14 protein-coding genes are annotated in these 13,045 nt (G+C 40.5%); 5 read left to right on the top strand and 9 right to left on the bottom strand.

Features of this window, described 5'->3' with window-relative positions; all coding sequences use genetic code 11:
• Positions 1-44 precede the first annotated feature (44 nt).
• The gene (locus tag FH971_RS19845; RefSeq protein WP_140235420.1) at positions 45-1,079 is read left to right on the top strand and encodes a glycosyltransferase family 9 protein; all 1,035 of its coding nucleotides are present in this window, start codon (positions 45-47) and stop codon (positions 1,077-1,079) included.
• 77 nt (positions 1,080-1,156) lie between these two features.
• Positions 1,157-2,149, top strand: a complete 993-nt coding sequence (locus FH971_RS19840) for a glycosyltransferase family 4 protein (RefSeq protein WP_140235419.1) — start codon at positions 1,157-1,159, stop codon at positions 2,147-2,149.
• Positions 2,150-2,213: 64 nt separating this feature from the next.
• Here FH971_RS19840 and FH971_RS19835 read toward each other — a convergent pair whose 3' ends face one another.
• From FH971_RS19835 to FH971_RS19815, 6 genes are all read right to left on the bottom strand, one after another.
• Complete coding sequence (locus FH971_RS19835) at positions 2,214-3,353, bottom strand: glycosyltransferase family 9 protein (protein ID WP_140235418.1); 1,140 nt, start codon at positions 3,351-3,353, stop codon at positions 2,214-2,216.
• Position 3,354: 1 nt separating this feature from the next.
• The gene (locus tag FH971_RS19830) at positions 3,355-4,137 is read right to left on the bottom strand and encodes a glycosyltransferase family 25 protein (protein ID WP_140235417.1); all 783 of its coding nucleotides are present in this window, start codon (positions 4,135-4,137) and stop codon (positions 3,355-3,357) included.
• A 91-nt stretch (positions 4,138-4,228) separates the two neighbouring features.
• Positions 4,229-4,480: a hypothetical protein gene (locus FH971_RS20610; protein WP_240778412.1), complete on the bottom strand. Its 252-nt coding sequence runs from the start codon at positions 4,478-4,480 to the stop codon at positions 4,229-4,231.
• Between the two features lie 19 nt (positions 4,481-4,499).
• Positions 4,500-5,078, bottom strand: a complete 579-nt coding sequence (locus FH971_RS19825; RefSeq protein WP_240778411.1) for a glycosyltransferase — start codon at positions 5,076-5,078, stop codon at positions 4,500-4,502.
• Between the two features lie 42 nt (positions 5,079-5,120).
• Positions 5,121-6,074 (bottom strand): ADP-glyceromanno-heptose 6-epimerase, encoded by a 954-nt coding sequence (gene rfaD / locus FH971_RS19820; RefSeq protein WP_140235416.1) that lies wholly within the window; start codon positions 6,072-6,074, stop codon positions 5,121-5,123.
• A 52-nt stretch (positions 6,075-6,126) separates the two neighbouring features.
• Positions 6,127-7,128 (bottom strand): glycosyltransferase family 9 protein, encoded by a 1,002-nt coding sequence (locus FH971_RS19815; protein ID WP_140235415.1) that lies wholly within the window; start codon positions 7,126-7,128, stop codon positions 6,127-6,129.
• Between the two features lie 508 nt (positions 7,129-7,636).
• Between FH971_RS19815 and FH971_RS19810 the strand changes: the two genes are divergently transcribed.
• From FH971_RS19810 to FH971_RS19800, 3 genes are all read left to right on the top strand, one after another.
• Entirely contained in the window at positions 7,637-8,389 is a 753-nt protein-coding gene (locus FH971_RS19810) for a glycosyltransferase family 25 protein (RefSeq protein WP_140235414.1), read from the top strand.
• Positions 8,390-8,497: 108 nt separating this feature from the next.
• Positions 8,498-9,004 carry a pantetheine-phosphate adenylyltransferase gene (gene coaD, locus FH971_RS19805; protein WP_140235413.1) on the top strand — a complete coding sequence of 169 codons (507 nt, stop codon included), beginning with the start codon at positions 8,498-8,500 and terminating at the stop codon, positions 9,002-9,004.
• Between the two features lie 61 nt (positions 9,005-9,065).
• A complete protein-coding gene (locus tag FH971_RS19800) occupies positions 9,066-10,511 on the top strand; it encodes a capsule assembly Wzi family protein (protein WP_371833652.1) in 1,446 nt (481 codons plus the stop codon).
• A 104-nt stretch (positions 10,512-10,615) separates the two neighbouring features.
• Here the strand turns inward: FH971_RS19800 and mutM are convergent, their stop codons facing one another.
• The 3 genes from mutM to moaA form a co-directional block, all read right to left on the bottom strand.
• Positions 10,616-11,434 (bottom strand): bifunctional DNA-formamidopyrimidine glycosylase/DNA-(apurinic or apyrimidinic site) lyase, encoded by an 819-nt coding sequence (gene mutM, locus FH971_RS19795; protein WP_140235411.1) that lies wholly within the window; start codon positions 11,432-11,434, stop codon positions 10,616-10,618.
• Positions 11,435-11,442: 8 nt separating this feature from the next.
• Positions 11,443-11,901: a hypothetical protein gene (locus FH971_RS19790; RefSeq protein ID WP_140235410.1), complete on the bottom strand. Its 459-nt coding sequence runs from the start codon at positions 11,899-11,901 to the stop codon at positions 11,443-11,445.
• A 150-nt stretch (positions 11,902-12,051) separates the two neighbouring features.
• Entirely contained in the window at positions 12,052-13,038 is a 987-nt protein-coding gene (gene moaA, locus FH971_RS19785) for a GTP 3',8-cyclase MoaA (RefSeq protein ID WP_140235409.1), read from the bottom strand.
• Between the last annotated feature and the right edge of the window lie 7 nt (positions 13,039-13,045).

The following is a 13,045-nucleotide window of genomic DNA, read 5'->3' as shown; positions in this document are numbered from 1 at the left end:
TGCCTTAATCGCCTTATTCTTCACTCAAACATATTGGATTATCAATGAAAGCTGACTTTAGTTCGATAGGTTCATTATGTTTACTGCGTTTGTCTGCCATTGGTGATGTTTGCCATGCGGTGGCGATGGTGCAGGCTATTCAAAAACAATATCCAAACCTTAATATTACTTGGGTGATTGGTAAGGTTGAATATCAATTACTCAAGCATTTACCTGGCATTCAATTTGTTATTTTCGATAAGTCTAAAGGCTGGCGTAGCTATGTTCAGTTGCGCCGTGATTTACAAGGTCAACATTTTGATGTGTTGCTGCATATGCAAGTAGCACTTCGTGCAACCATAGCCTCATTAATGATTAACGCACGAGTGCGAGTAGGATTTGATAAGGCTAGAGCCAAAGAGGGTCAGTGGCTGGTGACAAATAATGCTGTAGAACCCTTGGCGACGCCCCATGTATTAGATGGCTTTATGGGCTTTGCTAAAGCCATTGGTGTAGAAGATTTAACGCCAAGCTGGAACATTCCCGTACCACAAGCCGATACTGACTTTGCCAAACAATTAGTGGGTGATGATAAGGTATTAGTGATTTGTGCTGCGGCCAGTAAAGCTGAACGCAATTGGCTACCAGAGCGTTACGCTGCAGTGGCTGATTATGCTGTTGATCAAGGTTATCGGGTAATGTTGTGCGGCGGTCCAACCGTGTTAGAAAAAACCTTAGCCGATGTGATTCAATCCCATAGCCAGCAACCATTAGATAATCAAGTAGGCAAGACATCTTTGACTCAGCTACTTGCAGTGTTAAAACAAGCCAAGCTAGTGCTCGCACCTGACACCGGGCCTTTGCATATGGCCGTCACTCAAGGAACACCGGTTATTGGCTTGTATGCTCATTCAAATCCAGGACGAACGGGGCCTTATTTTTATCGAGATTATACCGTGTCGGTTTATGACCAAGTCATAAAGCAACAGGTTGAAGGTGATGTAAAATGGGGAACGCGAGCCAAAGGTGAGCATTTAATGGCGATGATAGAGGTTGATGAGGTTATTTCGGCGTTTAAATTACTTTGCACAGATCAATAAATATTTTCAGTTGCTAATTTATGGTGAAATATTATCAATTATTTTGTTCAGTGGCACATTCAATACGGAAAGGTTAAATGAAAATCTTACATGTACTACTTTGCCGAGGACCGTTTCCGGCGTTTAAGTTTGGCGGTACTGAACGGGTGGTATGGTCTCTGGCCACTGCACAAAAGCAGCAAGGGCACGAAGTAAAGTTTTTGATGCGTCCCCATGATGTTAGGCCTGAAGGAACGCTGTTTTACGATAAACGAAAGACATTTAATCAACAGATTACCGATTGGCCTGATGTGGTGCATTTTCATTGTGCTTTTACTGGCGAATTAGATAAGCCGTTTGTGTGTACCGAACATGCTAATGCTGATGAAGCCAAACAATACGCTCGTAACACCATATTTATTTCCCAGCGTCATGCCAATAATCATCACAGCGACTGCTATGTTTACAATGGTCTTGACTGGTCTGAGTATGGTCAGCCTAGTCTTGAATCCAACAGTAATTATGTGCACTTTTTGGGTAAAGCGACGGTTCGTCATAAAAATCTAACTGGCGCTGCTAAAATTGCTAAAAAAGCAGGTGAAAAATTAGCTGTCTTAGGCGGCAAACGATTTGAGCTTGGTAAAAAAGGCTACCTTAACTTTGATATAAATATCGACTTTAAAGGCATGGTTGGTGGCAATGAGAAGTTTACGATTATCAGACAATCAAAGGCGCTACTATTTCCAGTTAGATGGCATGAACCCTTTGGTTTAGCGATTACCGAAAGTTTATTTTTAGGTACTCCGGTTATTGGTACACCATTTGGCTCATTACCAGAGATTATCACCCAACCTGAAATGGGGCTGCTGACAACAGATTATAATGAAATGGTTGATGCGTTGAAGCACCTTGATCGTTTTGACCGTAAAGTGTGTCATCAAGTGGCAAGAGATGTGTTTAATGCTGATGTGATGGCCCAGCAGTATCAAGGTATGTATGAAAAGGTACTCAACGGTGAGTATTTAAATAAGGTTGCACCTTATTCAACCGAAAGTTTATTGGATTTGCTGCCAGTAACTGAATTGACGTAGCTAATCGTCGTGTTTGTCAGTACCCATAAAAAAGGCCTTATTGGCCTTTTTTATTATCTTCTGTTTATGGGCGCTTATCTAATTTGCTTGTTCCACTAAAATGTTGATTCAGTTGTTGGGTAAATGCATCTACGATTTGCTGAGGCGTAATCGATTTAGCTTGACCGCTACCCGTTAAAATAATGCAGTCGCCTTTAGGCTGCCACAGGGTTAAATCATTCGACATTATGGTCACTTGTGGTTTACCCATGCATACTGCAAGGTGAGCCGTTGCCGTTTCGGCACTTATAACAATATCGCTTTCAGCAATTAAGGCTGGTAATTGGAAGAAGTTTTGCTTGGCAGTAAAGGTGGTTACGGCTAAGCAGTTTAAGTCGCTATCTTCAGCAACTTGGGTGGTTACTTCATTCAATTTATCGGGCGGACAGTTGAAAATGTATACCAGGTTTTGGTATTTCTTTTCTAACGTTAAAATTACCTTTTTAAGTTGAGCAAAAGGATAATCACGCTTATCGGCTGTGGATAAATGATTGACAAAAACTATGAGCTTATTGTTATCATTAGTGGTTAATTTTTCGATAAGTGTGCGGGCTTGTTGTTGATAAATCGCATCAACATTAAAGGCCAATTGTTTTTTACCATCGACTAAATCATCACAAGTAAGACCCAATGCTCGCTCAAAACATTGTGAGTATAAATCGGTAATATGCTCACTGTGCTTGGCTATGTCATCGTAACTGAAGTGTGCATCTATATTCTTGAAATATAGCCATTTTGCAATCGGGTTATTCAATGGTTTACTTTTTGAGGCTACTATATAAGCTGAAGATGATATTTTTCGGGCTATTTTTGCAAATTGCTCACTGCGATTTTTACCAATAAATACGATTAAATCATAATTGAGCTCTTTGGCCTGACTGATATAGCCTTGTCTTTGGGCAAGGTTGCCAACAATTGGATAAGTATTGTCGATAATGCCGAGTGCATCTATCCATTCGTTGAGCACTTTATTGCGACCTGTTGCCCACGATTGCGGACGACTGCGACAATCATCAAACCACACATCAATAACCAAATGCGGATATTTTGCTTTAAGTGCTTTTAACCAAACACTTTGGTAAACAAAATCACCAATGGCTAAGTGTGTCATATACAAAATACGCTGTGCACTCTGTAATTGTGTGTGGCTTATTAATGAAGACACATTAATCCTTTTTTAACGCTTGAGTGAATTGACGAAATTGTTTTTCCAGCTGAGGCGTTGCGATAAAACGCATCAAAGCTCGGCTCCAGTTTAGCATTAACTTAGTGACACGACGTTGAGGTGCTCGTTCTAAATTCCCGTCTGGATTAATATCTGACGGACCTTCTATGTCGACAGAAATACAGTAAGGGAGCAAGCCAAAAGGCGTTATTCCTAGACTCCACCAAGACTTTAAATGACCATCAACTGGCTGGACAATATAAGGCATATGGCTAATCAACGACTCTGCACCTCGGCGACTAATGGCTTGGGCCATTGCCCCTAGTGGAAATTTTTTATAGGTTACAAATTCAAACTCGCCATATTGCATCGACGACTGAATATTCTTGCGGCTTTTTCGAGTCAATGGATACAGTTTGATAAAGTCCCAATTCATGGTGGGTAGATTGAGGATCATATTAATTGTGTCGGCAAAGTTAGCTTCAAGATGAATATCGTCTTCAAATACAAAGGCTAAGTCTAAATCGTCATCGATAATTTTTTGCCAAGCTCTTTTATGGCTTAAGCTGCAGCCGATTTCACCCTTGCTGAGATCTCGATAATAATGCTGTTTGGCTAAACGTGCAGGTGATACCGCTTCAATCTCATCTGCTGATAGCTGCTTTCCTTCAACAGCATCAATGCGTTCGAATGGAATATTGACCTCAGCGAGTTGTGCTGCAATTTGTGCTAGCCTTTCTTGCGAGCGGGCCAAATTAATAACAAACACTTTGTATTTCAACATGAATAATTAAGCCTTTTCACTAAATGCTTTGCTGCTAAATACGTTAAATCTTAATACTTATTTAGCTAGATATACGGTAAATAACGTTTGGTTAAATCGTCACGAAGCGCTTGGCTATCGCATTGATTATAGGCTTAGGCAATTTGTAGCGTTGCTGGACCTTGTTGATAAAGAGGTCCCAGCCACTTTGTTTTATATCAGCTAATACCTTGTCATCAATATGACCTTTGAACAGTTCGCAAAAGTCATTTACAAATCTCACTTCACGCTTAAGTGATGAATTACTGTAGCCTCGCCCCGCATAGTGAATAAAACTGGCATCGCGATAATTTTCTGGCCCCATAAAATCCATGCGATTAAATTTAGGCGAAAATATTCTGATGTGCTAAGCCGTCACGGTGCAGCAAGTAGTTTACATATGTTTGTTCATAATACTTGATGTGGTTGCATAGTAGCTGAAGGTCTTCAAGTTTAGCGATATCAAACAATTGGCTTTGCTTTGAAATAAGCATGCAACCAAGGTTGTAGTAAACTGGACGATTGTTGACGACAGGCCAATTATCGAGAGGCCCCATAATCGCGGTTATTTTATCAATCACATTTTGACGTTCTAAGTGTTCGCCCTCATTAAATAAATAAACCGTGTTGACATCATCATAAACCTCAAAGATATTCTCCGCATCTGGCTGGATGATAATGTCAGCATCGACATATAACACCCGGTCATATTGTTTAAGGAGCTCTTTAATGTACAGTTTTTCTGTCCATGCTGGGCTGGCAGTATGTTGAGGATCTTTAATGGTGATCGGGTAATGAAATTCTTTAGATACAATAAGATCCGCTCCGACTTTCTGTGCATATTGCTCAAAGCTGAGTAATGCAGCGCGGTACATCGGATTTTCATCACCAATTGCAAGAGTGAAAATAGCTTTCTTCATCATTGTATCCAAGTAAAGTAAAATTGGGCTGATCGTTTTGGGTCATTATTGACCAATAAAGTGTTGGTTTTTAATCCAATCTAAATATTCTGGTACAGCTTGTTCAACCGTTTTAAACTCAGCTTGATAACCAGCAGTTCTTAATTGGGTCAAGTCTGCTTGAGTATAACTCTGATAAGCACCTTTAAGCTTCTCAGGGAAAGGAATGTACTCAATGTGCCCTTTACCATGATACGCAATGACAGCATTGGCAACATCATTGAAGCTTTGTGCTTGACCAGTACCGCAGTTATATATTCCCGATACGGATGGGTTCTGCCATAGCCATAAATTGACTTTAACCACATCTTCAACAAACACAAAGTCACGAAGTTGCTGACCATTTTCATAACCATCAACACCTTCAAACAAACGACACACACCATTGGCGTTCATTTGGTTATTAAAGTGGAAAGCCACACTGGCCATGCCGCCTTTATGTTGTTCGCGTGGACCATAGACGTTGAAATACCGTAACCCAGCCACTTGGCCGGTGAGTTTTTGCTGTCTTACATATTGATCAAATAAGAACTTAGAATAAGCGTAGACATTCAGTGGCTTTTCAAGTTCACGTTGCTCAATAAATTTTTCGCTGCCACCGTAAACAGATGCAGAAGAAGCATAAATAAATTGGCAGTTATTGGCTTGGCTGAAATGCAATAATGTTTTTGAATACTCATAGTTATTGGCCATCATAAACTTGCCATCCCACTCGGTAGTCGATGAGCAAGCGCCTTGATGGAAAATCACTTCAAGTTTGTTATCAAAATCGCCCGCTTGGATTTGCCTGATGAAATCATCTTTATCGAGATAATCGGCAATTTCACAGTCGGCCAAATTGAACATCTGGGTGCCGTCAGTTAAATCGTCTACGGCGATAATGTCATTTCGCCCCATGGCATTAAGTTGTTTAACTAAATTACTACCAATAAACCCTGCTGCGCCTGTAACCACTATCATAATATTACTTCCAATAATTGTGCTCTAGATGAGCTGGCTGAATCCATTGCACTTAAGATGACTTATTTAAAAAGTCTGCAATTTCTTGGGACACTTGATCAAAATCGATTAGAGACATATTACGGCCCGTTTTCTTGCCAATGGGTGGCGTATAAGTGAGCCGCTTACTCGATTCGGTTAACGTTTGCCATCTTATATGTGGTGCTGAGCGTCTACCGGCATAAAAACCTACCGTCGGAACATTGTGTAAACCAGCAATGTGCAATGGGCCTGTTGAACCGGCAATAAACATGTCTGCTGCCACTAACGATTCTGCAAAATCGCGTAAACTGTCTAATGGTTTCGCTAATGAAACACGAATAGGCTGGTCTGCCAGTAATGCTTGAATATTTTTGGCTAAAATCAGTTCATCACCATTATATGTTAATACAAAATGACAATCGCTCTTTGTAAGACGATTGATATGACTAATCATCTTGGCCAGATCCGCTTCAGCAACACTGCCAGATGAACCTCCTGTACCGGGATGAATAAAAATCAGTTTTTCATCTGCTTGTTGGCCATAATATTGTTGCCACTTAGGCTTGTGCTCACTCATATCCCAATATTGCTTAGGTAAACTCGGGATCGGATAACCATGGTGCGATAAAAAATACTCAATCAACATACAACTGCCACGCCAGCAACCTTCACCTTTCTTATAATCGGTGCTTGCACGGTGCTTGTAAAGATATTGATACCAATTATGTTTGGGCACTAGCTTATATGGAATGTCGATATTTTTTAAGATCTTATACATTCTCATTTCAGAATGAGCCACAATCACCGCATCGTAATGTTGTTGGGCAATATGCTCTGCGATGGCGGTGTCATCACCAGAATCTGCAATGGCATTATCAATATAGGGACATGCTTCAGCAAAAGGTGTAATCACCTTGGCAACAAATACGTCAATGATTGCATCTGGCATGGCTTTTTTTAATAGATAGAATGCAGGCCATGTCAGCACAAAATCACCAATTTTATCGTGTTTAATGACTAAGATTTTTTTCATATGATTGTCTGAAAGATAAAATATTAACTCAATTCCATCGGATGATGGGGCTCATTGTATTGTGACGTTTAACTATTTTTCAACTAGCATGATAATTGGCGTAAGAGTTGCCACTGAGTATATCAACTCAAGACTGTTTGTTCACCGTTTTGCATTAGGAATTGTATCAAGGGTCAACAAATGAAGATTATTCTTGTTTAGCCACCTGGTGATTAATAAGAACTTTTTTGACAACAAGCTAAAGCGAGATTATTAGTGATATACTCTTGAACCTCTCGCTGTTAAAAGTGGTGAAACGGATGTTCGTCGTGATGTGTGAAGCAGTGATTGTGATAATTATAAGCTGTTTTTGATTTATTCAATGGATTAAATAAAATGTCACTAACAAAAGTAACCTAACTATAGCTTCGAGCATTTTATTCGGTAGATTATTAATAGAGCTGAATATTCTAAGATTAAGTCTCAATAGTTACACATGACTGGAAATAGGTGTTTAGGTTAGTAATATATGAATTTTAAAGTTTTTCTCATTAATTTAGATAGTAGCACTGAACGATTTACGTTCATGGATGAGCAGCTAAAACAGTTAGGTATTGAATACCAGCGTATCTCTGCCGTTTATGGTAAAGAGTTATGCGATGCCGATATTGCTAAAGTGTATGATCCACAAAAAAACCTCCAAAAGTATGATAAAAAGCTCAATCTTGGCGAAATTGGCTGTTACCTCAGCCATGTCCAATGTTGGCAAATGATTGTTGAACAACAGTTAGATTACGCCTTAATTCTTGAAGATGATTCCGTTTTAGATCCCACACTAATAAATGTGCTACAACATATCAATAATCTTTCTGCTGATTGGGATTACATCAAGCTGTGTCATGGGCGTAAGCAAAAAGGTATTGTTAAATCGATAATGCTTGATGATCGCTTTAGCTTATCGACGTGTTTAAAATTGCCGGCTTCTACTCGTGGCCAATGTGTGTCATTGGCTGGAGCACAAAAATTATTGGCGACGGCATATCCTATTACTCGTCCAGTGGATATTGATATTCAGTACTGGTACGAAAAACAGTTGCGGTGTTTTGTAGTCAGGCCTTTTCCAGTCATTGGAACCGATTTAGACAGTGATATTAATCGACAAGGTAGACGTAATAACGCTGAGCGTCATCATTTACTGCGTATTTGGCAAAAAGTGAAATTCGAGTTTGATTTATTGAAATATAAACAACAACTGCCACCACTTCCGAAAATACAAAAATAGTAATGTAGGCATGTAACATTACCCAATGTTTAAACCAGATGATGATTTATTCTGGTGATAGAAGTAGCTAAACTAACGACTATAAAGATGATGTAAAGGCGATATATTATGCACAGAAGAGCAATTTATCCAGGTACCTTTGACCCTGTGACAAACGGTCATGCCGATTTAATCGAACGTGCAGCACGCTTATTCAAACACGTGATTATTGGCATCGCATCAAACCCTTCTAAGCAACCTCTGTTCTCTCTTGAAGAGCGAGTCGCTCAAGTTAATTTGGTGACTGCACATTTAGACAATGTTGAAGTCGTCGGTTTTACTGGCCTGCTGGTTGATTTCGCCAAAGAACAGCATGCGAGTGTACTCGTGCGCGGATTGCGGGCAGTATCCGATTTTGAATATGAATTTCAGCTGGCAAACATGAATCGGCGTTTAAGTCCTGATCTTGAGAGTGTTTTTTTGACACCTGCGGAAGAGAATTCATTTATTTCTTCTACACTGGTGAAAGAAGTTGCTTTACATGGAGGAGATGTAAGTCAATTTGTTCACCCACAGGTAGCCGCTGCATTAAAGAAAAAAGTAGCGCAAAATCAAGCTAATAAAAAGGTAAAGTAATTTCATGACAAATGGATTTAGTTGGTTAACTAAGGTAGCCACGGCACTAGGTTTTAGTGCAATGATGATCTGTAGCAGTGTTCAAGCCGCGCCATGGGTTGACACTTCAGATATTTATTTACGAGCAGATATTCAAGCTTTAGCGGATGCGGGAGTGATTAGCGGCCCTATTAATACTTTTCCATTGATGTGGTCAGGTATTGGAGCTGATTTAGCTCAAGCTGAGCCTGCATTACTCACACCTGATTTAGTGGATGCTTTTGCACGAGTTAATTTTTACTACCAAAATGCCGTTGGTAATCGTGGTAACACCAGTATAAAGGTGGCAGCGGCAACAGATGCGGCACGTTTCCAGCATTTTGGTTCAGACTATCGTGAAAAAGGTGAGCTACAAGGTTCACATGAATACACAGGTGAGCGTTTTTCTTATAAAATTTCAGCCTCAGCAAACTATGATCCATCTGACGACAAAGAAATTCGCTTAGATGATTCATATGTCGCAATGGTACTTGGGAATTGGGTTGTGACAGCCGGGAGTGTGGGGCAATGGTGGGGACCAGGGTTTGACTCTTCTCTGCATAAATCAAACAATGCCCGACCAATGCCATCTTTAATGATCAGCCGCAATAATTCACAAGCGTTTGAAACGCCTTGGTTGTCATGGGTTGGTGATTGGAGTTTAACAGGTGGCATTAGTATGACAGAAGAAGAGCGTTATGCTCCTCATACACTGTTATGGAACCTTCGTGGTGCTATTAAACCATTCAAGCAGTTAGAGATAGGGTTGTCTTGGACAACGCAGTTTTGTGGTGAAGGGCAAGAATGTAGCTTTAATACCGCAATTAAATCAATTACTGGTCAGCGAGACTGTAGAGCAGATAATGTTGATGAAGTAGGCTGTTCAAACTATGGCAATCAGATGGCGGGCTTCGATGTTAGATATGCTGATACATGGTTTAATGTGCCTGTGGGCTTGTATCTAGAACGTACCTGCGAAGATTCAAAAGGCGATCCATGGCAAATTGTTGATTGCGGTAAAATGGTAGGTGCAGATACCCGTTTTAGTATTGCCAAACAACAATATAAGTTATTTATCGAGTACACCGATACTATGGTGTATTGCGGTGAAGACAAAGATCAATTTAACTGTTTTTACGAGCATTCAACATACCAAAGCGGCTCACGTTACTATGGTCGTGCTTTTGGCAGTACCTATGATAGTGATGCCAATGTTTATGCACTTGGTTTAATTGGTCAATTCGATAATAGTCATGGTTTTACTTCTATTATTCGCTATGCTCAACTGAATAAAGATGGTGCTAATACTAATAATGAATGGGCACCGCAACCTTTAAAAGAAGATCTCATGATGCTTGAGCTGTCATATCGTTTGCCAATGTTTAATGGCATGTTAACGTTAGGTGGCAGTGTATCTAATTCTGAATTCGAAGTGCTAGACGATGATACTCAAGGTACTGCTTTCTCTACTTATGAATATCGATTTTAAGGGTTATAGTTGATTAACCCGAGTTGAGGTTGATGATATGAGGGAGCCAAATGGCTCCCTTTTTATGGGTAAATTGAAATGCGGTTTAGGCGTTATTTATCCGACTAACGCTGTTGGCACACACCACAAAATACCGTAGTGCGTTGGCCCAACTTTATCTCACTTAATAAATTGCCGCAGGCGGTACAGGTTTCGCCACCACGGCCGTAAACATGCAGCTTTTGGGCAAAATAACCTGGTTTACCATCGGCATTAGTAAAATCTTTTAAGGTAGTACCACCTTGCTTAATAGCGAGAGCCAAAATTTGTTTTACTTCACTGACGAGAATTGTTAACCGTTCTATATCAATACTACCAGCTGCTGCCTGTGGGTGTATTCCTGCAGCAAAAAGCGCTTCATTAGCATAAATATTACCGACACCCACCACAATGTGATTATCCATTAAGCACTGCTTGATGGTCTTTTTTTTGCCAGTCAGTGTTGCTTGTAATTGTAATGGCGTGAAATGAGGGCTTAATGGCTCCGGGCCGAGCTTTGACAATAACGGATGGGCTTCTTCTTCTGGTAATTCGTACCATAACCAAGCACCAAAGCGTCGAGGGTCGTTAAAACGCAACATACGACCATTTTCGAGTACTAAATCAATATGGTCATGTTTTTCAATTGGGGTATTACACGGTAAAATACGTAAGCTGCCTGACATGCCTAGATGCACTATTGTCATTCCGGCATCAGTATCAATTAATAAGTACTTAGCTCGCCTGCGGACATTGGTAATACGCTGACCAACAATATTTTGAGCAATAGCTGGTACAGGCCAACGGAGTGAGCCATTACGGACAATTAATTCACTAACAGTTTGGTCAATGAGATAAGGACTGATCCCTTGTCGGGTCACTTCAACTTCTGGTAATTCAGGCATAAAAACTCTTATTTTGATTGAGAAGGTACAGCAAGAATAGGTTGTAACTCGGCGCGTAAACTTGGTGGTACTTGGTACCAATTGTTATTAGATGATTGCAAGAGGCCTTCGTTTGGAAAGTAACGCCATTTTTGTGCCGTTTGCATATTGTTGATAGCAATGGTTAGTGTTTGCACCTTATTATCGTGTGAAGGTTCTGTGCTTAGCGGTGAGACCTTAATGGTTTGCCATGCTTGGGCCCATTTCTGGCAATTGAGGACTTGTGGCTGGCACTGCCATTGGTCATTGTGCAGCGTTAACCAATGACCATCAAGTAGTAATTGCTTCAACGGTAATTGCTGATCAAATAAGGGGACGGCGTCACTGGGTACCTTGGCGGTTTTGTCATTAATTAAAGACAGCACCGCAATCATAAATAGGCTGGCACCCATAATGATGTAGTTCCATTTTTTACGTGATAGGGCCATAAACCACCTTAACTTGAATAATTATATCGCCTCAACTATTGAGGAACGCGAGCAAACATTGACTGACAAGACGAATAATTAATACGTTATGTTGTCAGTCAGCATCTGTAAATTATGATTCAAGTGTATCATTGACGATACCAAAAAGATTTAGCCGCCAGTGGCATTCATAAAGCGCAGAATTTGTGTGCCATTGTCGATGTTAAAATCATGAGATTGAGGTTTGTGTTGCATTCCATCAGTAATGGCTCGTTTTAGGCGTTCTATGTCGGCGGGGAATTCACGAACAATTGCTTTTAAATCAATGGAATTTTCGTTGCCTAAACACAAGAGTAATTGACCTTCTACCGTCACTCTAACGCGATTACATTCATGACAGAAATCGTGGCTGTGTGGCGATATAAATCCGATGCGAATAGAGCTATCGGCCATTTTTACATATCGAGATGGTCCGCCAGTACGCTTAGTCGACGCGATTAAAGGATAGCGCGTTTCGATAATGCGACGGACTTCATCACTTGAACAATGACGCTTGCGTTGACGTTCATCCATATAACCGATAGGCATTTCTTCAATGAAAGCGATATCGAGATGACGTTGACGGCAGAACTCCACTAAATCTAATACTTCATGGTCGTTTTGACCGCGTAAAATCACCGCATTAATTTTGATGTTATGAAAGCCAGCCGCTATTGCTGCATCGATCCCAGCAATGACACGATCTAATTTTCCATTACGTGTTAGCTGTGCAAAAACGTCTGGGTTTAACGTATCTAGGCTGATATTCAATCGATTAAGGCCATTTTCAAACAATGGCTGAGCCAGCTTAGATAGTCGTGACCCATTAGTGGTCATTGATAGCTCTTCAAGACCAGGTAATTGCTTTAACAATTTGACCAGTTTGTCACAATCGGTGCGCACTAATGGTTCACCGCCAGTTAAGCGTATTTTCTTTACTCCAAGCTCAGTAAACGCTTGGGCAATCCACGACAGCTCTTCCAAACTCAGAACATGTGATTTCGGTAAAAAAGTAGGATTTTCACTCATACAATACACACAGCGAAAATCGCAACGATCGGTGACCGATAAGCGTAAGTAATCTATTTTTCGTTGAAAGCCGTCGATAAGTTGGGTCATATTAGCC

Source organism: Shewanella polaris (assembly GCF_006385555.1).
In the GTDB taxonomy this organism is placed as follows: Bacteria; Pseudomonadota; Gammaproteobacteria; order Enterobacterales; family Shewanellaceae; genus Shewanella; species Shewanella polaris.
This window is presented reverse-complemented; position numbering and strand designations above follow the sequence as displayed.

Excerpts from the sequence above, each read along its gene's own strand:
- FH971_RS19845 (WP_140235420.1), top strand. The coding sequence starts at position 45 with ATGAAAGCTGACTTTAGTTCGATAGGTTCATTATGTTTACTGCGTTTG.
- FH971_RS19840 (WP_140235419.1), top strand. The coding sequence starts at position 1,157 with ATGAAAATCTTACATGTACTACTTTGCCGAGGACCGTTTCCGGCGTTT.
- FH971_RS19830 (WP_140235417.1), bottom strand. The coding sequence starts at position 4,137 with ATGTTGAAATACAAAGTGTTTGTTATTAATTTGGCCCGCTCGCAAGAA.
- FH971_RS20610 (WP_240778412.1), bottom strand. The coding sequence starts at position 4,480 with ATGGGGCCAGAAAATTATCGCGATGCCAGTTTTATTCACTATGCGGGG.
- FH971_RS19825 (WP_240778411.1), bottom strand. The coding sequence starts at position 5,078 with ATGATGAAGAAAGCTATTTTCACTCTTGCAATTGGTGATGAAAATCCG.
- rfaD (WP_140235416.1), bottom strand. The coding sequence starts at position 6,074 with ATGATAGTGGTTACAGGCGCAGCAGGGTTTATTGGTAGTAATTTAGTT.
- FH971_RS19815 (WP_140235415.1), bottom strand. The coding sequence starts at position 7,128 with ATGAAAAAAATCTTAGTCATTAAACACGATAAAATTGGTGATTTTGTG.
- FH971_RS19810 (WP_140235414.1), top strand. The coding sequence starts at position 7,637 with ATGAATTTTAAAGTTTTTCTCATTAATTTAGATAGTAGCACTGAACGA.
- coaD (WP_140235413.1), top strand. The coding sequence starts at position 8,498 with ATGCACAGAAGAGCAATTTATCCAGGTACCTTTGACCCTGTGACAAAC.
- FH971_RS19800 (WP_371833652.1), top strand. The coding sequence starts at position 9,066 with ATGATGATCTGTAGCAGTGTTCAAGCCGCGCCATGGGTTGACACTTCA.
- mutM (WP_140235411.1), bottom strand. The coding sequence starts at position 11,434 with ATGCCTGAATTACCAGAAGTTGAAGTGACCCGACAAGGGATCAGTCCT.
- FH971_RS19790 (WP_140235410.1), bottom strand. The coding sequence starts at position 11,901 with ATGGCCCTATCACGTAAAAAATGGAACTACATCATTATGGGTGCCAGC.
- moaA (WP_140235409.1), bottom strand. The coding sequence starts at position 13,038 with ATGACCCAACTTATCGACGGCTTTCAACGAAAAATAGATTACTTACGC.